Below are 26,219 nucleotides of genomic sequence, written 5' to 3'. Positions count from 1 at the left end.
TTTGTGTTGGTGCTTTTATGAGTTTAAAGACCATCCAATCCTGAAGGTTGCCTCTTCAGGTGTATCAGTCGTCCCATTGGATACCATCCTGTCTGCTTGCAATCGAGATATATATCTATCCAATCCTCATCCTAAATTGCAGAATGGAGACGCTGCCAACCACAGAGAAAATTTCCTTCCAATCTCTATTCTGTTGGGAATTTCAATCGCACCAATTACTGATAGATGGGTAATTGTGCATAATCCTGCATGCATTGGATTATTGGATACTTTGATCACTTCATACAAATGGCAGGATCAGTTGCTTTCGTGCTTGAAATTCTATCCAATTGATGATAAGTTTGCAACAGGGATAATAAAACTAATTTTCATTATCACCATTTTGTTTTCTGTAAACATCCCCATGTCCAGAAAGTATTATATTCGCAGGAGAATCTATTATCTTTTTCCTTGATTCTTCAGCTTTCTGCATGTCTAGTGTGAATGCCTTATTCAGCCCAAGTTTACCTGATGAAACCACAACAGCATCTCCTACGAAGATAGCACCTTCTTTTTTGAAATAGTATGAAGTGCTTCCAGGTGTATGTCCCGAGGTCTCTATAACCTCAATATCTTCTATTTTAAGTTCTGAAGCTTTCTTCAGATCTTCAACGGGTAAAGATTTCATAAATCCTGCAACCATCTTGCTTGCAAGCGATTTAGCTGGTTTCATCTTTTCCCTGCCTGAGATAACACCAACCTCAGCATCTGGAACATATATTTCAGGTCCAAATGCAGTCTTTATTGCTTTGAGTCCTCCAATGTGGTCAGGATGATAATGGGTTATGAGAACAGTATCGGGTTTAGTGTTTTTCTCTTTGTAATACTTAATGATTTTCTTTGACGATCCTTTGGTTCCAGCGTCAATAAGTATATTCTTTCCTTCAAAATTTATAGAGTAGCAGTTGGCCATGGTCCCATCGATCAGATCAATGTTGTCACTTATCTTCATAGGTATAAAATACATCATCTGTATATTAATGTAAACATACACACTGTTTTCATAATATATGTTATTTCAGGAGCAGAAATGGTGAAAAAAGTTTCCTGTCTTGGTCCAGACGGTTCATGGAGTGAGATATGCTCCAAGTTGTGGTTTCCAGATTATGATATAATACACTGCGAATCATTTGAGGAGGCCCTGGAAAAGGCAGAATCAGGTGCCAGCAATGTCTGTGTTCTTCCTGTGGAAAATTCTACAGAGGGGCCTGTAACACAGGTTCTGGATATGATTGTCGATTCACCTTTGAGTATAACCGGTGAAAGGATCATGAAAATAAGGCAAAGTCTCATTTCCAATTCAAGAGAAATAAATGTTATCTATTCGCACCCACAGGCTATTGCTCAGTGCCGAAAGACCATTCATAAACTGTATCCCGGTGTGGTCGTTTTGCCTGTCTCATCCACCTCTGAAATGTGAAAGGAAGCAGCTGGAGATAATGGAATAGCTATAATAGGTTCTTCATGGATCTCCAAAAAGTATGGCATAAAAATAGTGACGAGTGATATAAGTGATTACGCAGCTAACCTTACAAGATTCATAAGTCTTGGTGATCCTCTGACCAAATCCGATGGAATGCCTAAGGCAAGCATAAGTTTCTCCCTACCAAACAATGGACCAGGATCACTTGTCTCCGCCCTTAAACCTCTCTCGGACAGGAAAATCAATCTCAGCATGATTGTTTCAAGGCCAGATAAGAATATTCCTGGTTCATATCGGTTTTTCATAGACTGTATTGAATTTTCGTCCATTGAAAATCTGGACAACGCTATTGGGGAAATGAAGAAAGCTGGCATATTGATCTCTATGAAAGGAATATACCAGCCATCAAACTGGATGGAACCTGATTACTGAATACAGAAACGGGATTTAAATTTAAAGAGAATTTCCTATAATTGCTGGTTTCCTAGCACTTGACAGGAATTAATATTTTTCTCTGTTTTTCTCAGAAATTTCCATTGATCCAGATCTCCCCTCTTTTACCACCACCATATGTTTTCCAGAGATTCGAGTGTGTCTTTCTGCTTCTTTGTTCCCTCCAGTTCTTTTAGGTTTTCATGGTGTTCCTCCATCATGTGCAGTTTCTCCAGTTCAAGGATCCTCTTCTTTAATGAGTATTTCTCATTGAGGTAGGAGGATTGCATGCCTTTTAGCAATGCAGATCTTATTATGAGCAATATGAAGAAAAGGAACATCGTACCTCGTATAGTGGATTCCTTGTGATTCCTGAGGGGAAATATCTCCAGATCTGTCTTCATCACCCTGAATGCCTTCTCCATGATATCCCTAGCCTGTAAGTTGACAGGCAATCTGAGGGTGGATAGTCTTCTCTATATGCCAATGGAAACAACCCATGTGGTTCTCAGCTGCAGATATTGCATTGTCTTTTGCTGCTGTTATGATCTTCTTATTTTCTATTCCGCATCTATTCTGTAAGTGATATGCCTGCTGTATTATACTGCAATGTTTTCTATTCCCTTTCTTTTAACTCTCCCAACCTGCAGTTTATTTATCTCATCCCCCCTTTATTCATAGCATGTGATGGAAATTGCACCCTTCTTCTGCCTCCCTCTCAGGATCATGATAGAAGTATCTGGTGAGATGGAGATCAAGGATCCTGAATGATACACGCTGGCAGAATAATATATTTTACTAGTGCAGAATAACATTTTCTCCTCTATCTATGGTCAGAGATGATCTGGAGAATACTGCCTATATATCATTCCTTGACAGAGAGGAGACGATGATATATTTCAGCATTGATATCAGGCGAAAATTAGAGAGAAAGAAGAAACCCCCATCTAAAACAATCTTTATCCCCTCCAAGATCAAGGAAGGATAATCCATTGTTGGTTTCAATGTAACAACATGGGTAATGCTTTCGGAATGCAGTTCATAATAGAGAGGTGCATTCCTGATCTTCTCAATGATTAGTGAGAAATTGGCCTGAAAAAGATCAGTGAAGTGCTCCCTTTATTCATTGGACATTTATAAGAAAGATATTATACGGTTATGGCGATATAATGGGATTTTAGGGGCAATTTTACAAGTCTCCCTCTTAACTTGAGTATATGAGCTTTTATACCACTTCATCAACAATATCTTTATCATAAGGATTGGATCATAATTCCTTCTTTACCAATTATCAGCATCATTGTCATACAGGCTGTAAATAATCAACATGATCCTTCCAAAATCCATCAAGTCCCCAATACAAGACAGGTGGATCTTCAGTGTTTCCAATTTCTTTGTCCATTTAGGATAATCCAGTTAGAAGAAGTTTCATATCATTTGATCATTAGGTCATGAAAAAAATTCTGTGGGGTTTTGAAAAACCTCAATCTGCATATTTAGTAAAAAGCTAATAATTTACAAGGTTAGACATTTTCAAAAATTAGTTGGTTTCTATCAATTTAACAAGCAACCGCAATCCAGCATGCTTAGGACCTCCATCTTTCAGTGCTTACACGAATTCCTAAACAATTCTTTGCAACATTTTTTGATTATTATCTACTGAAAATCGACGGTCTCTTTTCCCTTGTTATAAGAACTCATTCATATGAAGTACAATGATGAGCTGATTATACACATGGCACCTAAAAGAATCAACCAAAAAAATATGAAAAGTGAGGAATTCCCCAATGAGAATCAAAGGCTATGTGTAAGGTTATCTAATCTTCCACCATCTACAACTAAAATCTGTCCATTCATGTATTCAGAATCTCTAGAGGCAAGAAATAACGCTGTCCTGGCTATATGTATGGCTTCTCCTGTCATGGATAACGATGTCCTGGATTTGAAAAATTCTTCAGCATCTCTTATTTCTCTTTCTGATTTCCCAGACAATGTCATATCAGTCTTTATCCATCCGGGAGCGATAGCGTTTACTCTTATTTTCGCATCCCTGAAATCGAATGCCATCCTCTTTGTAAGCATTACTACGGCCGCTTTTGTCATAGCGTAGTAGGTAGTTCCGGAGGCAGATGTCCCAACTCCCGCATTTGATGCCAGATTTATTATTACAGGTTCTCTGCTTTTCTTTAACAGTTCAAGTGCTTCAAGCGATGCGTATATAGGTCCGTAGACATTTATGTCAAACATTCTTCTGACCCGTGCATCGTCGTATTGTTCAAATGGCATAACATCCATTATTCCGGCGTTGTTGACAAGTATGTCTATCTGACCGAATTTTTTCCTGACATCAGAAAACATACTTATCACCTGTTCTCTGCTGGACATATCTGCTTTAAAAATCTCTAAATCTGGAATTTCATCCTTGAGTTTTTTCGCATCCAGTTCGGATGAGTTATAGTTGACTGCCACCTTTGCGCCTTCCTGTGAAAATAGCTTTGAAATAGCTTTCCCTATCCCCCTGGAACCACCTGTTATCAATGCTGTTTTTCCTTCCAGTTTTTTTTCTGTCATGTTTCAATATTTATGCATCTTTCTTATTTTTAACTTTGTGACCCGGTGGTCAAATGTGATAATGAAGATCACCAAAATTACTAGATCTATTCATATTTCAAATTAAGACAAGCATTAAATGTTAAATCAGTATCATTCAAAGAGAGAACTGAAATGTCATGGGTGCCTCTAAGAAGTGCTGAAAAAAGCGCTTATTCCCTCTGCATGAAAATGGCCGAAAACCATTCATTGACAATTAAGAGTTTCAAGAAGGACAGATCTGTTGAGATAACCCGTTTACCCCAATCATATCGTATAAACGAAGAAGGTTTTGAAAAACAAATCTACGAAATTACAGAGGATAATTTGAAGCACGAGTTGAAAAAGATAATTGAAAAGGAGTTCCCAAGGAGTCACCAGGTCATGTTAACCACAAGACCCAGAATACTTTAAGCATTTTCCAAATTGACATGACCGGCATCCTGTCTATGGCTCTTTTGAGAAATTATTAAATATCCCCCAGAGATATAGGGTTGTGACGGCCATAGTGGTGGGGTCACACCCGGTCTCATTCCGAACCCGACGGTTAAGCCCATCACGTTTCGCATGTGTACTGTCTTCCGCGAGGGGACGGGAAGTGTGATTCGCTGTCACATTTTTGTTAAAAACCTATCTATGTTTTTATATGTATTTTTTTTGTAATGGCAAGATAAGTAAATGTTTATATGGAGTATTGAAATTTTTCCCTCCATGCAACTCCATTTCCCACTTCGTAATTACAGCATAGAATCCATGCATCTTTTTATATAGTGAATTTTCCAACACAGTATTTCAGCATTTCCGCAACTATTTAGTAGCTCATCAAGCAACATGATTTTACATGTTGTTGCCTTAACAACATTTCCACCCATGCATCATGTTCAATCCTCTCAATACATTGAGTAAAAGCATAAAAACACAGATATGCACTACCGGCATATTTGTCACACAATGAACTAACTCTTCATACCTTATTTTAGCTGTATACACTACAAAACAATTTTAATATCTTTCCATTTAGCCCTATAGTAAGGTGAATCCATAATGATAATGACAGAAGAGAGGGAAAAGTTTCCCGAAATAAGATTTTCAAGCGATTTCGAAATCAGTAAGAATGCTCCATTCAAGACGGTGGATGAATTCGTAAATGCAGTTGGTCATCTCATCACACAGGACATGATGGTTCTCAGGGTAACGGAGAGTCTCTGCCCAATATGCGTTGATGACGAGAAGTTCGACCAGATGAGGATACCTGCAATAGTATATGAGAATGCAGGGGAAGTGAAACTCATAAAGGAATGCCATGAGCATGGAATAACAAGGGAGAAGTATTGGGAGGACTACGAGATGTACCAGGAGGCAAAGAAGTGGCAGGATCCCGGCGTCAAGATACTCAACCCGCATGTTGCATACCTGGAATCAAAGATAGTCTGCCCCACACACTGCGGACTCTGCATAAAGCACAAGTCACATACCGGTCTGGGCAATGTTGTGGTTACAAACCGCTGCGATCTCTCATGCTGGTACTGCTTCTTCTATGCAAAGGAGAACGAGCCAATATACGAGCCCTCACAGGACCAGGTCAGGATGATGCTGAGAAGGATGAGAAACGAGAAGCCTGTGGGTGCAAACGCAGTACAGATCACAGGTGGAGAGCCTGCAATACGTGACGATATCATAGACATAATCAAGATAGCAAGGGAGGAGGGCTACGAACACATACAGCTCAACACCAACTCAATCAGATCTGCATTCGATCCTGATTTCCCAAAGAAGATAAGAGGTGCAGGATCAAATGTCATATACACAAGCTTCGACGGTCCAACACCCAGATCCAACCCCAAGAACTTCTGGGAGATCCCTGCAGCACTGGAGAACTACAAGAATGCACCACTTGGCGTTGTCCTTGTTCCAACAGTGATTGGAGGCGTCAACGATGCCTATCTCGGCGACATGATCAGGTTCGGCCTTTCCAACATAGATGTTGTCAGGGCTGTCAACTTCCAGCCTGTCAGCCTTGTGGGAAGGATGCCAGACCGCATGAGGGAGAAGCAGAGGATCACCATACCCGGTGCAATAAAGAAGATAGAGCAGCAGACTGATGGAATGATAGGAAGGGAGGACTTCTTCACAGTTCCTTCAACAGCAAAGGTCTCAGACTTCATAGAGCAGCTTAAGGGCAAGGAGATGTACAAACTCTCAATACACTTCGCCTGCGGAATGGGTACATACATATTCAAGGACGGAGACAAGGTCACGCCAATAACAAGGTTCATCGACGTCAGGGGCATGTTCGAATACATAGGGGAACTTGCAGATGAGATGAGGGGATCAAACTTCAGGTCCATAAAGAAGGTATCCACAACATCACGTCTTCTCATGAACCTGAGGAAGTTTGTCGACTACGAAAAGGCACCAACAGACTTCAAGCTCAAGGACATGGTGTACAACGCATTCACGGACGGAGATTACCATGGCCTCAAGGCATTCCACTACAAGAGCATGTTCATAGGCTTCATGCACTTCATGGACCCATACACATACGATGTGGACAGGGTTGAGAGATGCGATATACACTATGCAATGCCTGACGGAAGGGTTGTACCATTCTGTGCATTCAACGTCATACCTGAACTCTACAGGGATGCAACACAGAGGAAGTATTCAATCCCTGCAAGAACATATGAAGAGAGGACAGGAAAGGTCCTAAAGAAGGACAAGTACTTCAGGGACTACAGCAAGGAGGACAAGAAGAACATCATCGCCTTCTATGAGAGAAGCATAGGAAGAAAGCTCAGGGAAGATGAGATCGGCCTGAACCTGGACGAACCAATACCCGTGATATCATCAGAAAAGCCTGAATAAGGCTTTTAGATATATTTTTAATAGCTTATAATGTCTATCCAATATTGAGTGTTGCAGTCTAGTAATTTTATTTTAAATCGTATTACAAAATTAAATTTTTTGCCTTGTTGATGAATTCCGGCAAACAAAGCAGGATTTCTAATAATACTCCTCAGAAACCCTGACAACAGTCAAGAAATATTGTATGACCGCAATCTGGGCACGCAGGATTGTGCCTGTATTCATAACAGTATCTGCAATCACAGGATTCATCCACGCAATCTGCACACATAATTATCATATTTCAATAGTTGCAAGGTTTATAAACCTGAGCCTTTTCTCAAGTGGTGACATAAATAAATTAGAATAAACATTAAACTTCTTCTGCCAAAATTCGTCAGAGGAATCTTTCAGGGTTGAACCTATAGTCATCCATATTTTTCAATACAGCATCACGTCTGGAGTTAAGAGTTTCAAGAAATTCTGTTATCTTTTCGTAAGCTAACATTTTCATCTCCCCACTGAGAATATGTCCACTCCTGTATTCCTCATAAATTTTCGAAACTTTTGTCATATCAGGTTCCAGCATACGGTATGTATTGAAGGCGAAGTCAATATCCGGATTCGCACCAAGTCTCCTCTGTTCCTCCATTGTATCACGCCCTCCAGAAAAGGCATATTTCATTAATTTCCTCTTTATTGTCTTATTGTCATCATCCAGATATATTCCTGAGGTTTCATCAGATGAAGACATTTTGCCAGACCCCTTGAGTGAGGGAATAAACTTGGAAATTATGGAAGCGGGTTTCTCGTAACCCAGTTTTGGGAGTATATCTCTTGAAATTTTGAAATGTGGATCCTGATCTATTGCATATGGTATGAGACACGGAACGTTATGCCCGGTTATTGCACTGACAATAAATGCCGGCACAGACTGGATGCTGGTAAAGAAGAACTTTCCAATGTTGTCGCTGTCTTTAAGGCCGAACACAGATTTAACGGTGGAGGCAGTAATGTGCTTGGCAACTCTTATCCCGTAATTATACAGCAGATTGGAATTATCAGAATCTATCATAACGTGTGTCTTTTCAGGTTTAAACCCCAGACTCAGGATATCCAGGATGTTGTTTTGAGTATATTTTTTCAGGTCTGCCTCACTGGTATCCCTGAAGATGTATTTTTCGTCATCGGTGATTTGTATTATCAGATCCACATCAAACCTGTCCTGAAGCCATTTGGTAAACATGAAAGGTATAAGATGCCCAAGATGCATTTTGCCTGAAGGCCCCCTTCCGGTATAAAGGTAAAATTTTCTGCCTTTTTTATATCCGTCAAGAAGTTGGTCCAGATCTCTGTGGGCAAAAAAAATGTCATACTGGATAAACCTGTGTACCTCGCCTGCCAGGTATTTGATCTCTTCTCTGAGTCCTTCGTCTATGATCTTTGCGCCAAATTCCTTGGCAATCTTTTCGTACTGTGCTTCCTGGAAAGTATTCGAGACTTCCCAGGGCGTAATTTCATGATCATCTGCCATTTTAAAATCTCTATCCAATCAGATCTTCATAAACAAATCTTTGTTCATTGCCTGCCTCATGCTACCCAGATCACCGGGCTTGAAGATTCCATATTCTGTTATGAATGCTGTGACATATTTATTCGGAGTTACATCAAAGGCCGGATTTCTACCATTACTCCCCACCGGTCCAATGCGGTTTTCGTTTAGAAACAGAACTTCATCCTGGTTCCTCTCTTCAATAGGGATCTCATCCCCAGTCTTTATGTTGAAATCAAATGTGCTACCAGGGGCGGCAACATAAAATGGAATTCCATTCTCCTTTGCAAGTACTGCTTTCTCGTATGTACCAATCTTATTTGCGAAGTCCCCGTTTGAAGCTATTCTGTCCGCTCCAACAATTGCAAGATCTATCTCTCCCTTCTTCATGAAGTAACCTGCAGCATTGTCTGCAATGATGGCATGATCTATACCTTCCTGCCCAAGTTCCCATGCAGTGAGCTTAGATCCCTGCAATCTTGGCCTGGTTTCATCTACAAAAACAAAAATGTTCTTTCCTTCCTTGTGGGCAAATCTCATGGGTGAAAGCGCAGTTCCCCAGTCGAGAACCGCCAGTGCACCTGCGTTGCAGTGTGTCAATATCCTGGAATTCTTGCCTATGAGTTCATTGCCGTATTCACCTATTTTTTTGCTCCTTCCAAGGATCTCATTGGCATACCTCTGTGCGGCAGAAGGTTCAAAATTATTTTCCGTCATGTATTTGATAGCCTTGAAGAGATCATATGCAGTCGGTCTTGATTTGGATATTTTTTCAACCGCTTTGTTCATATCTTCATCATTCTTTTTTGCCATAGCAAGACCATAGGCAGCGGTAACGCCAATTGCAGGCGCTCCTCTTACTAGCATATCTTTTATGGAGTGAACAATATCGTCACTGGATCTGGCTGTGAATATTTCAATCTTCTCAGGAAGTTTCCTCTGGTCAATTAACTTTACACCCTCATCGGTCATCCAGACTGCGAATAACGTCTTTACTTCCCCGTCTATATTTACTTTCATAGAACCAGATTCCCTTGAGCCATATAGATATAACTCTGAAAATGCACCTTAAAGGAGGTTTTTTATATCCTCTGGAGGCACTGAATCCAAATCGGAGTAGGGTTTTCTCATGTATCCTGACGGGGACTCATTTGCAATGTATTTTCGGAAAAGATAGTTGTGGATGACCGGGTTCTCGTAATCAGAAACTACCTCCATGAGTTTTTTTACTTTTTCTGCAGATTCCTTTGAATCAGGCAAATCTTTGGCAATCTTCAGCGTATTAAGGGAGAAATTAGCTGACGAGCATATACCTCCGGCAGATCCCATCTTCATTGATTCATAAAGGAGAGTATCTTTTCCCTGAAAAACTTCCAAGCCTTTAATAGCCAAAAATTTACTGAAAGTACCTAAATCTCCGCTGCTTTCTTTTACCCCCTTTACATTGGGATACTTATCATGAAGGGTAGCTACAACCTCAGGTTTTAGATTTCTTCCAGTAAGCCCCGGGTTGTTGTAAAGATAGAAATCGGCATCTACACTTTCAAGCACATTGCTGAAATAGATCAAGAAAGTTTTATCTGAATAGCTGTGGTAATAAGGGTTTATAAGAACAATAATTCTGTATCCGTAATCAACTGCGTCCTTTCCAAGACTTGTAGTCTCATCCAGATCATTCCTTGATATTCCTGCCAGTGGAGTAACATTTCCTGTTATCTTATCAATATACGTTTTTAACACCTCTTTATGCTTTTTGTAAGAAAGTGCTGCAACTCCTCCAGTCGAACTTCCGGCAAAGAGTCCGTCAAATCGGTTTTTCATGGCATATTCCACCATTACTTCAACTGCCTCCCCATCAATCTGCTGGTTCCTAAAAGGTGTAATAGCAGGTATTATTATTTTCCCTGAATTCATTCCAGTAAATATCTAGATAAAATATACATCTTTTGAAACATATGAACCATAGATTTTTATCATCGGTTCTATTGATGGATTTTATAACTTTTCCCCACTTATAGTTGATGTAAATGATATGCCTACATGTTGATCTAACAAAGAGATTTCAGCTAATTAAGAATGGTTTTGCCATATTAAAAGGAGGGTGATGAAACTAATACCTATATATTATCTTTTATACAATATTTTGTCCACCGGTTGCAGAAGTGTAAGGTGTCAGATGGTATGTTTGTCCATGTATATCTACATCTGTAAATAGAATGGATAAGCGTGGAGATCAAAGTAACTAAAAATCGAGAAAACTCAAGCCATGTTGAGTTTCAGCCAGCAATCTTTCAAGCATAAGAAAATCTTTTTCGTAAGATAGGGAAGAGGTCACTACAAAGGGCAATGGTACTATTAAATAACGCCTGAACTCATGGTAAAAAGGAATACCAGGTTTTACTTTGATACCGTGGGCAATTGGATTCTCATATAAGTCTAACTGGTTGGGATATTACTTCAAAATTGATCGCTAAGGAATCTTTATATTAGCCCATCATATTAAGATGGGCATTAGCCGGCTTGGGCCCGTAGCTCAGCTAGGTAGAGCGTCTGGCTTTTAACCAGGTGGTCGGGGGTTCAAACCCCCTCGGGCCCGCAAAAGAGGGATAAAATGGGGAAGTTTAACGTATTGCAGCATGATTTGGTGCCAGAACACCACTTAGTTCCAGTGGAAGAAGAAGATAAGGTTTTAAAGGAGTTGGACATTTCTAAAGATCTGTTACCCAAAATTAGTAGGAATGATCCCACAATCAAAGCGCTCGAGGAGATACATGGAAAACTCGACAACGGTCGAATTATCAAGATTATCCGCAAAAGCCCCACCGTTGGATATTCCACTTATTATAGGGTTATAATGGGAGAAGTTTTTAAATGAAAGAGTTAATTGAGGTTTTTTTCCGAAACGAAAGTGTAGTAAACCACCAGATAGATTCGTACAATCATTTTATTGCAACGAAGGGTAACCCTGACAACGGGATGCAGCAGATTGTTGACGAAACCAAAGTCTCCGATGAGGATGAACCTGGGACAATGACTCTGGACCAAAGCAAAACAGGTGGAAGAGAAATCAAAATTTATTTCGGCAGGATGAGAGAGAATGGCAAACCAGTTGGAGAACCAACAATTTGGACTGACAAACCGGAAATAAAAGAGGCATCCGGAGCCTCAAATCAGATAACTCCAAACGAAGCTCGTCTCAGGGATTTAAATTACCTGGCACCTATAACGCTGAAGGTCAGGATTGTTGAAGATGGACTGGAAAAAGAACCAGAAAACATAAAGATTGGAGATATCCCTGTCATGGTACGCTCAAAGGTATGCACGCTTTATGGTGCAAATCTTGACTTATACATTGAAAAGAACAATGGTCCCATCAACGCAACTCGTAAAGAAAAACTCCAGTATATCGGTGAAGACCCTGACGATTCTGGAGGATATTTCATCATCAGTGGATCAGAAAGGGTTATAGTTTCACTGGAAGATCTTGCACCAAACAAGATTCTTGTTGAATATGAGGAAAAGTATGACAGCAGGATCGAAGTTGCCAAGGTTTTCTCACAGAGAGGTGGTTTCAGGGCATTAACAGCAATGGAAAAGGGAAGCGACGGTATAATTACTGTGTCCATACCCAGTGTTGCAGGCACAATACCACTGGTTATACTCATGAAGGCACTTGGCATGGAAAAAGATGTAGATGTTCATGATTCAATTGCATCAGGCCATGAAATGGACCCAATAATATATGCCAACATAGAAGAGGCGAAAAGCCCAAAAGTATTCCCTCCTAACGGGGTAAACAATCTGGAGGATGCAATTGCATATCTGGAAAAAAGATTCGCTGCAGGACAGGCCAAGGAATTCAGAGAAAAGAAGGTATCACAGATGATAGACAAGTCTCTTCTTCCACATCTGGGCGACAGCAAGGAAGATAGGTTAACGAAAGCAATATACCTGGGAAGAATGGCAAGATCGCTTCTTGAGCTTAACCTTGGAATGAGGAAAGAGGACGATAAGGACCATCTGGCAAACAAAAGGATAAAGTTAACAGGAGATCTCCTGGACGAACTTTTCAGGAACTCCTTCCAGTCAGTAATGAAGGACCTCAAGTACCAGCTTGAGAGGACATATAACCGTAAGAAAGGAATCAGGCTGAGACCTGCGGTAAGACAGGACCTTCTTACTCAGAAAATACTTCACGCAATGGCAACCGGAAACTGGATAGGTGGAAGAACAGGCGTCTCTCAATTACTGGATAGAGTTTCAAATGTCAGTACACTAAGTCATCTTAGGCGAATCATTTCACCACTGACAAGATCGCAGCCTCACTTCGAGGCAAGAGACCTGCATCCAACTCAATGGGGTCGAATATGTCCCAACGAGACACCAGAAGGACAGAACTGTGGGCTGGTTAAAAATGCATCTCTTATCATAAATGTTACAGAGGGCGTTAATCCGGAAATGATTCTTGAATTTCTTTCGGGCATGGACCTGAAAGAGGTAGTTAAGGAAGAGCAGGGGGCAGGGCGTGTTTACCTCAATGGAGACTTTGTGGGGTATCATGACGATCCAGCGGGCCTTACGAAAACTATCAGGGAAGAGAGAAGGAAGGGAAAGCTCTCAGACGAGGTCAATGTACGGTTCGATGAGGAAACGAGAGAGGTTATTGTAAACTGCGACAGAGGAAGAATTAGAAGGCCTCTTCTGGTTGTCAATGACGGAAACACTGTTATAAACGCAGAGATGCTGCAGAAATTAGAGGAAGGAGAATATTCAATAAAGGACATAGTTAAGAGAGGAGCTCTTGAATGGGTTGATGCTGAAGAGGAAGAAAATCTCTACGTATCCGTTTATGCATATGATTTCCCTGAGAGATGCCCCAATTGTAATTCATACCTTTACAGGTCCAAGCTTTCGTGGATAAACCCGGGGCAGACAAACCAGGAACCTCTCTTGAGGTGTGAAATCTGCAAGGGGCAGTTTCAGGTTCCTCTTCTGCTCACAAAGGATCACACGCACCTGGAAATTGACCCGGCCCTAATTCTGGGAGTTGTCGCCTCAGTAATACCTTATCCGGAACATAATTCGTCACCAAGAATTACAATAGCCGCAGCAATGGCAAAACAGTCTATTGGACTATCATCAACAAATTTTAGAATTAGGACTGATACCAGAGGGCATCTTTTGCATTATCCTCAGATACCCATGGTCAAGACCAGAGTTATGGATTACATAAAATACGAGAAGAGACCAGCAGGGCAGAATTTTGTTGTTGCAATACTTTCATACCAGGGCTACAACATCCAGGACGCACTGGTGATGAACAAAGCCTCCATAGAACGGGGACTGGGAAGAAGCAGCTTTTTCAGGACATACAGTGCGGAAGAGAGAAGATATCCCGGCGGTCAGGAGGACAAATTCGAAATTCCAACTCATGATGTACTCGGTGCAAGAGCCGAGGAATATTATAAAAACCTTGACGAATTCGGAATAATTTATCCTGAGTCATACGTTGAAGGATCAGATGTTCTTGTTGGAAAGACATCACCGCCAAGATTTCTGGAAGAAGGTGGTGAGAGACTTGGGCCACAGAGAAGAAGGGAATCATCCATAACAATGAGGCCAAATGAGAAGGGCTTTGTTGATAATGTTATTCTTACAGTTTCGGAAAGCAACAGCAGGGTAGTGAAGATTAAGGTAAGGAGCGAGAGAATACCAGAGCTTGGAGACAAGTTTGCTTCAAGACATGGACAGAAAGGGGTAATAGGTGCAGTTGTTCCCCAGGAAGACATGCCCTTTACTGAAGAGGGCATAATACCAGATCTCATCATCAATCCACACGCTATTCCATCAAGAATGACAGTAGGGCACATCCTTGAAATGATAGGTGGTAAAGTGTCCACAATGAAATGTGAGATAGGCGATGGAACAATATTCAATGGAGAACCTGAAAAGAGTCTTAGAGAAGGACTAGTTAAATACGGATTCAGGCACACCTCCACTGAAGTCATGTACGACGGCATCACTGGAAGAAAATTTGATGTTGACATCTTTACTGGGGTAATCTACTACCAGAAACTGCATCATATGGTTGCAGGAAAGTTCCATGCCAGATCTAGAGGTCCGGTTCAGATACTTACCCGGCAGCCCACAGAGGGAAGATCCAGACAGGGAGGTCTCAGGTTTGGAGAAATGGAAAGAGATACACTTATTGCACATGGTGCTGCAATGGTTATAAAAGATAGGCTACTGGACCAGAGTGATGGCACAATACTATATGTTTGCGGCAATCCAACATGCGGGCATGTTGCCATATTTGACAGAAGAAAGGGTGTGCCCAGATGCCCGGTTTGTGGAAATACAGGAAATATACATCCAATTGAGACCAGCTATGCTTTCAAATTGATGAGGGATGAACTGATGTCTATGGGTGTAGTCATGAGACTTGTACTTGGTGATTTGAAATGACTGGTGGAATTTCAAAGAGAATTTATAGGATACAATTTGCCCTTTTATCCCCTGACGAAGTGAGAAAACTTTCACAGGTCAAGGTAATAACTGCGGACACATATGATGATGACGGATACCCTATTGAGAGGGGTCTCATGGACCTACATATGGGGGTTATTGAGCCAGGACTCAAATGCGCGACATGCGGCGGAAAGGTTGATGAATGCCCGGGTCACTTTGGCAACATAGAACTGGCAATGCCGGTTCTTCATGTAGGTTTTATTAAGGAGATCAAAACATTCCTAGATGCAACATGCAAGGTTTGTGGAAGGATTAAGCTCACCCCTGATGAGATCGCAAACTACAGGACGAAGTTTGAAGAAATCGATATGGCTACGTCTGACCCAGAGATAATTGGAATCATGTCAAAGAAGGTCACGGATGAGGCAACACCAAGGCTTGTTTGCCCGCATTGCGGATCACAGCAGAAAAAGGTGATACTTGATAAACCAACTACATTCAGAGAAGAGGGAATAAAAGTAACACCAAAAGAGGTAAGGGAGAGACTTGAGCGTATACCGGATGAAGATTTAATCTTCTTTGCTCTGAACCACGAGGTGGCACGCCCGGAATGGATGGTCCTCACCGTACTTTCAGTTCCTCCTATAAATGTCAGGCCGTCAATAACACTAGAAACAGGGGAGAGAAGCGAAGATGATCTAACGCACAAACTTGTGGATATAATCAGGATATCACAGAGACTCAGGGAAAGTAGAGACAATGGATCACCGCAGCTGATTATAGAGGATCTATGGGACCTGCTTCAGTTCCATGTGACAACATATTTTGACAACCAGACTGCAGGCATACCTCCAGCAAGGCACAGATCCGGTAGAGCCCTGAAGACTCTTGTACAGAGACTTAAGGGAAAAGAGGGAAGATTCCGTTCAAACCTGTCTGGGAAGAGGGTTAACTTTTCCGCCAGGACAGTCATTTCCCCGGAGCCTTTTCTTTCGGTCAATGAAGTCGGGGTTCCTGAAAAAGCTGCAAGAGAACTAACTGTACCTGTAACTGTCAACATATTCAATATTGAAAGTATCAGAGAAGTGGTAAAAAGAGGGTCCAACCCAAGAGACGAATTCGGTAGATTTGTAACCGGAGTCAACTACATAATAAGACCGGACGGAAGGCGTATTAAGGTAACAGATCAGAATGCAGAGGAAAATTCCAAGAGAATTGAGGTGGGATGGATTGTGGAAAGGCAACTAATGGAAGGAGATATCGTTTTATTCAACAGGCAACCGTCTCTGCACAGAATGTCAATGATGGGCCATACTGTGAGAATACTTCCCGATCAAACATTCAGGTTCAATCTGGCAGTGTGTACTCCATATAATGCTGATTTTGATGGGGACGAAATGAATCTCCATATTGTACAGAAGGAAGAGGCAAGGGCTGAGGCAAGAATCATTATGAAGGTGCAGGAGCAGATAATGTCTCCAAGATTCGGAGGACCGATTATAGGAGGAATACATGATCATATAACATCTATGTTTCTTCTCACCCACGACAACCCCCTATACTCGGAGGAAAGAACTGTACATATGCTCAACTATTTAGATATTGATGATATGCCGGAACCAGTAATAAAGGATGGAAAGAAGTTCTATTCAGGCAGGGATATATTTTCACTGATTCTTCCAAAGACACTCAACATGCGGTTCAGAAGCAAACTATGTTCCGCTGCAAAGGAAAGATGTGAATACGAAAAGGAACCTGAAGACAAGGAAGTCTACATTTTGAATGGTAGAATGATCCATGGTACAATCGATGAAGCTGCAATAGGTCCATTCTCTGGCATTATTGTGGACAGAATATTCAGGAAATATGGGCCCGAAGAGGCAGCAAAATTCATAGATAGGATGACCCGGTTAGCCGTGGGATTCATAAGTTACAGAGGTTTCTCAACGGGAATCGCAGACTATGACATACCTGAAGACGCAATTTCAAAAATAGAGGAGATATCAAGGCAGGCAGTTGAAAGAATCAACAAACTTATTGAGACCTTTAGGAAAGGTCAATTTCAGGCCTCACCTGGGAGATCAGTTGAAGAATCTCTTGAGATTGAAATACTCAGTGAAACAGGAAAAGTAAGGGACGAATCAGGAAAAATTGCAAGTGCGTACCTGGGGCTAACAAATCCATCTGTTATTATGGCAAGGTCTGGGGCAAGGGCCAAGATGCTAAATATATCTGAAGTAGCAGGTATGGTTGGACAGCAGTCTGTGAGAGGAGGAAGACTCAACAGAGGTTATTACAATAGGACACTCCCACACTTCAAACAGGGTGATATTGGAGCTTTGGCAAGAGGTTTCGTTCAGTCATCTTACAAATCAGGGCTTAATCCTCTTGAATACTTCATGCACAGTATTGGAGGCCGTGAAGGTTTGGTTGATATTGCAGTTCGTACATCAAGAAGTGGATACATGCAGAGAAGGCTGATCAACGCTTTTGAAGACCTTAAAGTGGATGAGGAGAAAAGGGTCCAGGACACGGTTGGAGCAATTATACAGTTCAAGTACGGAGAAGACGGTGTTGATCCCACAAGAAGCGATAAGGGTAGAACAGTGGACGTAGACTACAACGCATTCGATATTGAAAACGAGGTGGTTGAATGAAAGATCTGGTCTGGAAAGACACCAAGAAAAATATGGAATCTTTGGGAAAAAATCTCCCCAGGAAATACGCCGTAGACTTTACCCCTAGGGACAAGTCAATCAAAGAGGCATTCATTTCAGTTGACGGTAAGACATTTACCTTCAGAGCAGTCGTAGATTCAATATACCCATACGACGATGAAGACCAGTCTGTGCTTAAGAAGAAAGCTTCCCCGAAGACAGTTCTTGAAATAACTAAGCTAGAGAAAGTAGATCCAATTCCTCTGATTGAATTCAAGGCATCAGGCAAATATCTAAAGGAAATGAAAACCTGGAATATTGCTGAAAGATCGGAGACGGAGATGAAGGAAAAAGAGGCATATGCAAGTTCAATACCAAAGGATGTAAAAGAGGTGGTTGAAGATGCCAGAAAAATTGGGGTAACTCTCCCTTTGACTGTGGCCGAGGAGGTTCTTAAATACAAAAAATCCATGGACAAGAAGGATTACGTTCGCCTTCTGAAAAGACTCCAATCAGATATTTCAAAGAAGGAAATTGACCCACACGAAGCAGTGGGGATTATTGCAGCTCAGAGTATCGGGGAACCGGGTACACAGATGACCATGAGGACGTTTCACTTTGCCGGTGTCAGGGAAATGAATGTTACACTGGGACTTCCAAGACTCATTGAAATAGTTGATGCCAGAAGGATACCAAGCACACCTTCCATGACCATATATCTGAAGAAAGAGTTTTCCAAATCTGATGATTCAGTGCTCTCAGTGGTAAAGGAACTGGAGAATACCAGCCTCATTGATGTTGCAGATATAATAACAAATGTGGCAGAGATGTATCTTACGGTGAAACCAAATGCAGATCGGATGAAGGAGAGAATAGTTGTATTCAATGATATTCTTGATGCGACAGAGAAAGTCAAGGGAATAACAGTTATCAAAGACGACAAGGATCAGGAAATTACAGTAAAACCACAGCAGGAATCTTTCAAGAAGCTTTATCAGGTCCAGGAACAGCTCAAATCACTTACCATAAAGGGGATACCGGGAATAAAAAGGGCCATTGCAAGGATAGACCCCTCCTCTAAGGAATGGATCATCTATACCCAGGGTTCAAACCTTAAAGATGTACTGGAACTTGATGAGGTTGACGGAAACCGAACATATACCAACGATATTATAGAAATTGCAAACGTCCTAGGAATAGAAGCAGGCAGGAATGCCATATTTATGGAATCTCAGAGAACACTTCAGGAACAGGGTTTAGAGGTTGACCAAAGACACCTGATGCTGATGGCAGATATGATGACATTCGGCGGAGGTGTAAGAGCTGTGGGAAGGCAGGGTATATCCGGGAGGAAAAGCAGTGTGCTTGCCAGAGCAGCCTTTGAAATAACTACCAAGCATCTCCTAAGGGCTGGTTTGATAGGTGAAGTAGACCCGCTAAGTGGAGTGGCAGAAAACATCATTGTGGGACAGCCTATAACGCTCGGAACCGGAGCGGTGAATCTCGTATATAAAGGATTGAAAAATACTAAATAATACCTTCATTATTTAGAAGCTAACAAAGATGGAACGGAAATTTGATGAAAGAAATCACAATCGATAATAAAATACTTGGATATATGGCACTTTTTGAAAAGGTTGCAAGAGTGGAACTTAAGGAATGTCTTGAGAATGAGGATATGGTTCTCTTCGTGGTTTTTGAAAAGAAACTTTCTGAGATGTTCAAAAGGAACGATAATGCCATTGCAGAGCTGAAAGAAAGGATAAACAAACACATTCTTGTGGTGGAATATTCCAGAGATCTTATCATGTTTGTAAAGAATATTTTTTACAGATTTGGAGTGAAAGAGATCAATATAAACTGGAAAGAGGGCCAAACCAATGTTCTCGTCACAGTTGAACAGAACGAGGTTGGGAAGGCCATTGGAAAGGAAGGCAGGAACATTAAGCTTTTCCGCGATGCCGTTCAGAGGTATTATAACGTCAAAAGCCTGAACATAAAGCAAATTTAAATGTTCTTCCTTAATTTTCAACTTCCGTTATTCGCTGGTAGTTCAATGAATTTAAGGTAAGGGATTATCTGGAAATAATATTGTGGTGGGGCCCTGCATGTCATAAATTTGCCCCAATTTGTAATACACAATAGGGTATGTGGCAATAAACGAAGAACATAATTTAATCCAAAAATGCAGGTATATGGCTATCTAGGCACTGCAAACGAAAGGATTGGATTATTAGTATCTGATCGAATCAACTGACTCCTCCACTAAAGCAAAGTATGTACTCAGAGATCAGATATTTTACCCAAAGTTATTAACGAAAATCGTCTCCGAAAAATGAGATCATACATACTGGTGCAAAAAAAATAGAAATATTTAAGTACATGTAACAAGTATACATTTTTAATGACAGATAATATCTCTGGTGGTGCAAATGCTAATATGGAAGCAATTGCCGAAAGGTCAGATAAAAGGTTGAGCAGAAGTCTTAACACTTGGGACCTACTCTTTCTGAGCCTTGGCGGGATTATTGGATCAGGATGGCTGTTTGCGGCGTATGCTGCGTCTTCAATTGCAGGACCAGCCGCTATAATCTCATGGATTATTGGTGGTATAATAGTGCTGATCATTGCATTAAACTATGCAGAGCTTGGAGCAATGATACCAAGGTCCGGTGCAATAGTGAGGTATGGGCAGTATTCACATGGAAATTTGGCTGGCTATTTCCTAGCTTGGGCTTACTTTCTCTCAGCAGTTTCAGTTCCTGCCATAGAGGCTGAAGCCGTTGTTGAATACGCAGCTCCTTACATAAATAATCTATACAATGGCGTGGTTCTTCTTCCTCTTGGTATACTATTCGCAATCCTTCTCATGGTACTTTTCTTCTTCCTCAATTATTGGGGAATAAGAGTCATGGGAAAGACCAACAGTGGAATGACATGGTGGAAAATGGTCCTCCCCATAATCACCATAATAGTTCTGGTTTCAGTGAGATTCGATATATCTAATTTTGTGCACCTGTACAGCCTAACAACTGTAGTTAATGGCAATACGATTCCAGGCGCAACAACAACCTCCGGTTTTATGCCTTATGGGTTTTCCCCAGTCATGTCAGCAGTCGCTACTTCAGGTATAGTATTCTCCTTTCTGGGGTTCAGGCAGGGGCTTGACTATGGAGGAGAAACCAGGACGCCACAGAGGTCCATACCAATTGCAACAATATTTTCTGTGCTTATAGGAATAGGCATATATGTCCTTCTGCAGGTTGCTTTCATTGGCGCTATAAACTTCAGTGCTCTAGGCATACATCAGGGGCAATGGAACCTTCTGGGTTCATTCTCATTTATCACTGCAAATTCGGGTTATATCACTAAGTCGATTGCGGATTTAAACAGCGCTCCATTTGCCTCCATAGCATCATCTGTGGGACTGGTGATGCTTACATATGTTCTCTTTGCCGATGCATATGTTTCACCTAGCGGAACGCTTAATGTGTATCTGGGGACGTCAATGAGGACACTTTATGGAACAGCTGCAATGGGATACCTCCCAGAGAGTATGATGAAGATTCATCCTAAGAGAAGGATACCTGTCCTTCCACTCGTGGTCTCACTTATTGTTGGAATTATTTTCTTCGCCCCTTTTCCAAGTTGGTACAAGCTCGTTGGTTTTATAACCAGCGCAACTGTGTTCACTTACCTGGTGGGGGGACCAGCCCTGAGATCACTGAGAAGGAATGCAAAAGAACTGAAAAGGCCATTCTCTCTTCCCGGATCATTTATTCTTGCTCCACTTGCATTCATTGGAGCATCGTTGGTGGTTTACTGGTCTGGATGGCCCTTAGTGGGTGAACTTGCAATAGCAATATACGTAGGTCTTGTTGTGTATGTCATTTTCTATTTAAGAAGGAGGAAAACTAATCAGGTAGATAAAAAAATACATACACGCGAATTCGTTAAATCAGGGATATGGGTGCCTGTGTATATAGTAGTCCTTTCGATTGAATCATACCTTGGTGAGGCTGCACTGGGTGGTTCCAATATTGTACCATACCCCTACGACCTGATCATGGTAATAATTGTAGCCATAGTATTCTACTTCTGGGCAGAAAGAAGTGGAATCAGAACTGAGGAGATTACCGAAATAGTGAATCTGGATTCACAGTATATAAAGCCGGAAGAAAATGAGTTTGGATCAGGAGCGAGGTGATAAATCATGAACAAATATCTTGCAGGTGAGATAATCGGGGTGGCCATAGGAATAATAGGTCTGGCATTGCTGATCTACGAGACGCTCATAACTCCAAGCGTTGGCGTTCATGTAGGCGAATTACCACCTATAGGAATTTTATACGGGCTCCTATTCGCTGTGGGAACAATTTCTGCCATAGCTATTGGAAACATGAACCCAGACTACACAAGAAAAAAAGGCATTAAATAAAGTAATCTCATAATCCCATTATTTTTTTTATCATACAATATTGTGGATATAATAATTCTCAATCCATATTTCTCAGCATGGCTTCATATTTCCGCTTTTCATAAACCTTGATCTGGTTGGTGCCTCTCATTAGATATGAGAGAAAATAGTGGTTACATATCCTTATTCCCATAATATGGAAGGGGATTGCCATTTAATGTGTTATTAACATGCATCATCTATAATTTAAGTTGTGTTTTTAAGAATTAAGAATAAAATCTCCTTGTAACATGAAAAATATCTCAAGTCATTAGGTCAGATGCATATGGTAAAGAAAGGATCTTTGAATTAGATATATAGAAAATATATACATCCCAAAAAGGTAAAAAGAACCATTTTTTAATATATGGAGATGATAATTAGAAAAGTTAGAACTGATCATCCCGGGATTTATGCCATTGTAAATTGCCATTCAGCATCGAAAAAGGAATGTTCAGGTCTTGTTTTAAGCAGGAATTTCTAACTTTCTTCCTTAAATATGATATCAGAATTAGTAATAATGTATCAAAGGGAATATTTTTTCAATAGAGATTAGCTTATATTTATATGAGTAGAGGCAATACTTAGAGACTAAATATGAATGATTCAAGAACTTCACAAGAGGGTGATGTAGAAAATATCACCCGCGTAATACTTCCAAACAGGAAGAAAGGTGAGATATTCGGCATAGTTGAAAAACTATCAGGTGCATCGCATCTAACTGTTATGTGCGAGGATGGATACACCAGGGTAACAAGAATTCCGGGGAAAATGAAAAAGAGAATGTGGATCAGGGAACGAGACCTGGTTATTGTCAAGCCATGGCAGTTCCAGAATGAAAAGGCGGATATAGTATACAGGTACACACATACCCAGGCCAATTATCTGAGTAGAAACAATCTTCTTCCTGAAGTTATCAATATTTTTAAGTAATATGGAAAATGAAAAATCGGCCTTGGAACAGCTCATCAAGGAGAAACTGTTCTCCTTCAAGGATGGTATGGACAGAAAGACCACCGACCTTCTTTTTGACAGTAGGACTCTTAAGGCAATATACGAAATTATGGGAAAACTTGATATCGACTATATCGACTATCCCATATCAACAGGAAAGGAATCTGGGGTTTTCAAAGCATATGTTCATGGGAAGCCCATTGCTGTAAAAATATACAAAATGTCTACGCTGAAATTCGGTAAGATTGAAACATATATACGGGGGGATTACAGATTCGCAAAGGAAAAACTCACAAGGGGAAATGTCGTTTACGTTTGGGCAAAGAAGGAGTTTACAAACCTCTCAGAACTTAGAAAAGCAGGGGTTCTATCCCCTCTTCCAATAGGTTTCCATAAAAATATTCTGGCCATGGGTTATATTGGTACCAGGGAACTACCGGCACCAATCCTTAAGGATGCAGATTTTGATCCTGAAAAGGTGTTCGTTGAGGTTGTTCGCATGATGGCAGATGCTTACAGGAAGGCAAATCTGGTCCACGCTGATCTCAGTGAGTACAACATGCTGTACTATAGAAAAAAAGTGTACTTTATTGATGTAGGGCAGGCTGTAAACATAAAGCATCCCTCATCGGAAATCTTTCTCAGGCGTGACATATTCAATGTATGTACATTTTTCAAGAAATATGGTGTAGAATCCAATCCTCTTGAAGTTTATTCAACAATTGTTCCAACCTGATCCCATTCTTTCCTGGTGATCCCGTAATAATAGTGGTCAACGTATCCTTTTGTAAGAAGTTCCTCTTCTCTAAGCGTCCCCTCTAAAATAAAACCAAGTTTTTCAGGGATTCTTATGCTTTTTATGTTTTCAGTGGCACATCTTATTACGATCTTGTGAAGATTGAGTTTGTGGAATCCATAGTTTACTAGAGTTCTGCAACTTGAGATCATTATTCCTCCCCCCTGGTATCTCTCCCCAAGGAAATAACCTATACTACCCTTCTTGTTCCTGAGATCAATATTATTGAATCCTATTACTCCAACAAGCGTTCTTTTGAACCATATTCCCAGGTCAATCCCTAAACCGAACTCCATCCTCTGCATGGAATCCTTTATAAACGCCAGTTCGCTGTCGACATCAACCACGTTTTTTACCCATGGAAGCCATTCCCCCAGATATTCACGTGACCTGTCCACGAGATCAAACAGATCCAGAACATCCTCCATTTTTAAATTTCTAAGGGTGATATCATTTGAAACTTTCAATTCAAGAGTATCCATTAATCATCATGTCATGCATATTCAAAAGATTTTCACATAAAATTAGATTTAATTCATACTGAAACAGACAATCAATCTTATTAAGGAAGTGAAAATTATGTTTGCATAATAGGGGGGCATCTTTTGGAAGACAATGAACCGATTATTGTGGGCACTGTGAAAATACCCAGGGAAAGGATCGCAATCCTGATAGGTAAAAACGGTTCAACAAAGAGGGATATCGAGAAAGTGGCACAGGTCAGGCTTATTATAGATTCTGATTCAGGGGATGTTGATATTGAGCAGCACGGTGACCCACTAAAAGCCAATCTATCCCTTAATGTGGTCCAGGCGGTTGGAAGGGGGTTCAATCCGGAGAAGGCACTTGGCCTCATGGATGAGAATTTTCAGTTAATTGTTATTTCCCTCAGGGAATTTGCAAAACCTGGATCGAAAAGGATCAATGAGATCAAGGGGAGACTTATTGGAAAGGCAGGCAGAACCAGATCAATCATCGAAGATCTGACCTCAACATATATCTCAGTATATGGAGACACAGTATCAATAATGGGTGATTATATTTCAGCACAGTATTCAAAAGAATCTCTTCTTATGCTGATAAACGGAAGGAAACAGAGGAGTGTTTACACCTATCTTGAGAACAAAGCCAAGGAGATCAAATTCAAGAGAATTGAGGAAACATTTGGCTGAAAGTCAAAAAACATTATATTGTTTCTTACAATGACCTGAGGAAGCGGGGTGGGGTAGTTAGGAAATCCCGACGGGCTCATAACCCGTAGATCAATGGTTCAAATCCATTCCCCGCTATTGCTGCAATATTTTTTTTCAATGCCTGCAATGAGGTTATCAATGTTTGATGATCCCTTGAGCCCAATGTTATCAAATCCTGCTGATACCAGGGTTTTTTCTGTAGGTGTCCCAATTGGAAATAGAATTATGTTTCTGCTCTTTATGGACTCTGAGCATTTTCTTGCAAGAATCTCAGCCTCCATTGAAGACGTAACCACTATTCCAAAAACATTGTTTTCGAGTATGTAGCTTTCAAGCCGGTTGTGGTTTAGTTCAACAATATTGTAAATAATGTATTCCCTGTAATCTATCCCTTCCGATTTCAAAAATTCCGGAAGTTCATCAGTAGATCTATTGCTTCTTAAAAGCGCCACCCTTTCTCCTTTCTTTACAACACTGGCAATCAACCTCCCAAGGCCTGATGAATCCATTATAGCTGGTTTCAGGCCATCAAAGCCATGATTCTTTATGTTGTTAAGAGTAACGGATCCAATTGCTATGAAAACATGTTCTGGATCAGGATGAGAGTATCGCGAAAAAAAGATATCCGATCCGATGGTGCTTGTGAAGACAAAGTATCTTGGTCCATAATTCTGGATTTCTTTCATTGTGGAGTCAATTTCTGAAACGGGGACAGTTTTAGTAAGAGGTATGTTGACGTATTCAAAACAACCTCTGGTTCTGAAAGGAAAATATTTTTCCGAAGGTCTTGTGAGTACCACCTTTCGTTTTCCCAGT

Annotated in this window: 22 protein-coding genes, 2 tRNA genes, 1 rRNA gene and 1 pseudogene; 18 read left to right on the top strand and 8 right to left on the bottom strand. The window is 40.8% G+C overall.

Annotated features, from left to right (window positions below):
- Positions 1-361: 361 nt before the first annotated feature.
- Positions 362-991 (bottom strand): MBL fold metallo-hydrolase, encoded by a 630-nt coding sequence (locus tag OXIME_RS01235; protein ID WP_393971671.1) that lies wholly within the window; start codon positions 989-991, stop codon positions 362-364.
- A 78-nt stretch (positions 992-1,069) separates the two neighbouring features.
- Between OXIME_RS01235 and OXIME_RS01230 the strand changes: the two are divergent.
- Together OXIME_RS01230 and OXIME_RS01225 are read left to right on the top strand one after the other, a co-directional pair.
- Positions 1,070-1,579, top strand: a pseudogene (locus tag OXIME_RS01230) (prephenate dehydratase); the annotation flags it as partial.
- A gap of 36 nt (positions 1,580-1,615) precedes the next feature.
- Positions 1,616-1,894, top strand: coding sequence for an ACT domain-containing protein (locus tag OXIME_RS01225; protein WP_393972227.1), 279 nt, complete (start codon positions 1,616-1,618; stop codon positions 1,892-1,894).
- 125 nt (positions 1,895-2,019) lie between these two features.
- Here OXIME_RS01225 and OXIME_RS01220 read toward each other — a convergent pair whose 3' ends face one another.
- Complete coding sequence (locus OXIME_RS01220; RefSeq protein ID WP_393971670.1) at positions 2,020-2,349, bottom strand: hypothetical protein; 330 nt, start codon at positions 2,347-2,349, stop codon at positions 2,020-2,022.
- A gap of 374 nt (positions 2,350-2,723) precedes the next feature.
- On the opposite strand from OXIME_RS01220, the gene OXIME_RS01215 reads away from it, so the two are divergent.
- A complete protein-coding gene (locus tag OXIME_RS01215; RefSeq protein WP_393971669.1) occupies positions 2,724-2,882 on the top strand; it encodes a hypothetical protein in 159 nt (52 codons plus the stop codon).
- Positions 2,883-3,688: 806 nt separating this feature from the next.
- On the opposite strand, the gene OXIME_RS01210 is transcribed toward OXIME_RS01215, so the two are convergent.
- On the bottom strand, positions 3,689-4,465 hold the full coding sequence (locus OXIME_RS01210; RefSeq protein ID WP_393971668.1) for an SDR family oxidoreductase: 777 nt from the start codon (positions 4,463-4,465) through the stop codon (positions 3,689-3,691).
- Between the two features lie 153 nt (positions 4,466-4,618).
- Here OXIME_RS01210 and OXIME_RS01205 point away from each other — a divergent pair, with 153 nt between their 5' ends.
- From OXIME_RS01205 to tes, 3 genes are all read left to right on the top strand, one after another.
- The gene (locus OXIME_RS01205) at positions 4,619-4,897 is read left to right on the top strand and encodes a hypothetical protein (protein WP_393971667.1); all 279 of its coding nucleotides are present in this window, start codon (positions 4,619-4,621) and stop codon (positions 4,895-4,897) included.
- Between the two features lie 81 nt (positions 4,898-4,978).
- Positions 4,979-5,100: ribosomal RNA gene (gene rrf, locus OXIME_RS01200) — 5S ribosomal RNA — on the top strand.
- A 427-nt stretch (positions 5,101-5,527) separates the two neighbouring features.
- The gene (tes, locus tag OXIME_RS01195) at positions 5,528-7,348 is read left to right on the top strand and encodes a tetraether lipid synthase Tes (RefSeq protein WP_393971666.1); all 1,821 of its coding nucleotides are present in this window, start codon (positions 5,528-5,530) and stop codon (positions 7,346-7,348) included.
- Between the two features lie 376 nt (positions 7,349-7,724).
- Here the strand turns inward: tes and trpS are convergent, their stop codons facing one another.
- The 3 genes from trpS to OXIME_RS01180 are packed head-to-tail and all read right to left on the bottom strand — an operon-like array spanning position 7,725 to position 10,793.
- Entirely contained in the window at positions 7,725-8,861 is a 1,137-nt protein-coding gene (trpS, locus tag OXIME_RS01190) for a tryptophan--tRNA ligase (protein WP_393971665.1), read from the bottom strand.
- A gap of 18 nt (positions 8,862-8,879) precedes the next feature.
- Positions 8,880-9,899 carry an S-methyl-5-thioribose-1-phosphate isomerase gene (gene mtnA / locus OXIME_RS01185; protein WP_393971664.1) on the bottom strand — a complete coding sequence of 340 codons (1,020 nt, stop codon included), beginning with the start codon at positions 9,897-9,899 and terminating at the stop codon, positions 8,880-8,882.
- 48 nt (positions 9,900-9,947) lie between these two features.
- Positions 9,948-10,793 carry a dihydrodipicolinate synthase family protein gene (locus OXIME_RS01180; protein WP_393971663.1) on the bottom strand — a complete coding sequence of 282 codons (846 nt, stop codon included), beginning with the start codon at positions 10,791-10,793 and terminating at the stop codon, positions 9,948-9,950.
- A gap of 608 nt (positions 10,794-11,401) precedes the next feature.
- Here OXIME_RS01180 and OXIME_RS01175 point away from each other — a divergent pair.
- From OXIME_RS01175 to OXIME_RS01130, 10 genes are all read left to right on the top strand, one after another.
- Positions 11,402-11,475: transfer RNA gene (locus OXIME_RS01175), tRNA-Lys, on the top strand.
- Positions 11,476-11,490: 15 nt separating this feature from the next.
- Positions 11,491-11,754, top strand: coding sequence for a DNA-directed RNA polymerase subunit H (locus OXIME_RS01170; RefSeq protein WP_393971662.1), 264 nt, complete (start codon positions 11,491-11,493; stop codon positions 11,752-11,754).
- Positions 11,751-15,344, top strand: coding sequence for a DNA-directed RNA polymerase subunit B (locus OXIME_RS01165; protein WP_393971661.1), 3,594 nt, complete (start codon positions 11,751-11,753; stop codon positions 15,342-15,344). Before OXIME_RS01170 ends, OXIME_RS01165 begins: the two co-directional genes overlap by 4 nt.
- The gene (rpoA1, locus tag OXIME_RS01160) at positions 15,341-18,004 is read left to right on the top strand and encodes a DNA-directed RNA polymerase subunit A' (RefSeq protein ID WP_393971660.1); all 2,664 of its coding nucleotides are present in this window, start codon (positions 15,341-15,343) and stop codon (positions 18,002-18,004) included. The genes OXIME_RS01165 and rpoA1 overlap by 4 nt, the downstream gene beginning before the upstream one ends.
- Positions 18,001-19,539 carry a DNA-directed RNA polymerase subunit A'' gene (gene rpoA2, locus OXIME_RS01155; RefSeq protein ID WP_393971659.1) on the top strand — a complete coding sequence of 513 codons (1,539 nt, stop codon included), beginning with the start codon at positions 18,001-18,003 and terminating at the stop codon, positions 19,537-19,539. Before rpoA1 ends, rpoA2 begins: the two co-directional genes overlap by 4 nt.
- Before the next feature lie 44 nt (positions 19,540-19,583).
- The gene (locus OXIME_RS01150; protein WP_393971658.1) at positions 19,584-20,015 is read left to right on the top strand and encodes a NusA-like transcription termination signal-binding factor; all 432 of its coding nucleotides are present in this window, start codon (positions 19,584-19,586) and stop codon (positions 20,013-20,015) included.
- A 393-nt stretch (positions 20,016-20,408) separates the two neighbouring features.
- Positions 20,409-22,211 carry an APC family permease gene (locus OXIME_RS01145; protein WP_393971657.1) on the top strand — a complete coding sequence of 601 codons (1,803 nt, stop codon included), beginning with the start codon at positions 20,409-20,411 and terminating at the stop codon, positions 22,209-22,211.
- Positions 22,212-22,217: 6 nt separating this feature from the next.
- The gene (locus OXIME_RS01140) at positions 22,218-22,442 is read left to right on the top strand and encodes a hypothetical protein (RefSeq protein ID WP_393971656.1); all 225 of its coding nucleotides are present in this window, start codon (positions 22,218-22,220) and stop codon (positions 22,440-22,442) included.
- A 615-nt stretch (positions 22,443-23,057) separates the two neighbouring features.
- Complete coding sequence (gene eif1A, locus OXIME_RS01135) at positions 23,058-23,393, top strand: translation initiation factor eIF-1A (RefSeq protein WP_393971655.1); 336 nt, start codon at positions 23,058-23,060, stop codon at positions 23,391-23,393.
- Position 23,394: 1 nt separating this feature from the next.
- The gene (locus OXIME_RS01130; RefSeq protein WP_393971654.1) at positions 23,395-24,150 is read left to right on the top strand and encodes a serine protein kinase RIO; all 756 of its coding nucleotides are present in this window, start codon (positions 23,395-23,397) and stop codon (positions 24,148-24,150) included.
- Here OXIME_RS01130 and OXIME_RS01125 read toward each other — a convergent pair.
- Complete coding sequence (locus OXIME_RS01125; protein WP_393971653.1) at positions 24,126-24,692, bottom strand: GNAT family N-acetyltransferase; 567 nt, start codon at positions 24,690-24,692, stop codon at positions 24,126-24,128. The two genes, OXIME_RS01130 and OXIME_RS01125, sit on opposite strands and share 25 nt — an antisense overlap.
- A 123-nt stretch (positions 24,693-24,815) precedes the next feature.
- Here OXIME_RS01125 and OXIME_RS01120 point away from each other — a divergent pair, with 123 nt between their 5' ends.
- Together OXIME_RS01120 and OXIME_RS01115 are read left to right on the top strand one after the other, a co-directional pair.
- Entirely contained in the window at positions 24,816-25,382 is a 567-nt protein-coding gene (locus OXIME_RS01120; protein ID WP_393971652.1) for a KH domain-containing protein, read from the top strand.
- A gap of 42 nt (positions 25,383-25,424) precedes the next feature.
- Positions 25,425-25,499, top strand: a tRNA-Met gene (locus OXIME_RS01115).
- On the opposite strand, the gene OXIME_RS01110 is transcribed toward OXIME_RS01115, so the two are convergent.
- Positions 25,481-26,203, bottom strand: a complete 723-nt coding sequence (locus tag OXIME_RS01110) for a uroporphyrinogen-III synthase (RefSeq protein ID WP_393971651.1) — start codon at positions 26,201-26,203, stop codon at positions 25,481-25,483. The genes OXIME_RS01115 and OXIME_RS01110 overlap by 19 nt on opposite strands.
- Between the last annotated feature and the right edge of the window lie 16 nt (positions 26,204-26,219).

Origin of the sequence: Oxyplasma meridianum (assembly GCF_038024865.1) — an archaeon.
In the GTDB taxonomy this organism is placed as follows: Archaea; Thermoplasmatota; Thermoplasmata; order Thermoplasmatales; family Thermoplasmataceae; genus Oxyplasma; species Oxyplasma meridianum.
Note: the sequence above shows the minus strand (reverse complement) of the source record. Positions and strands in the feature narration are given on the sequence as shown.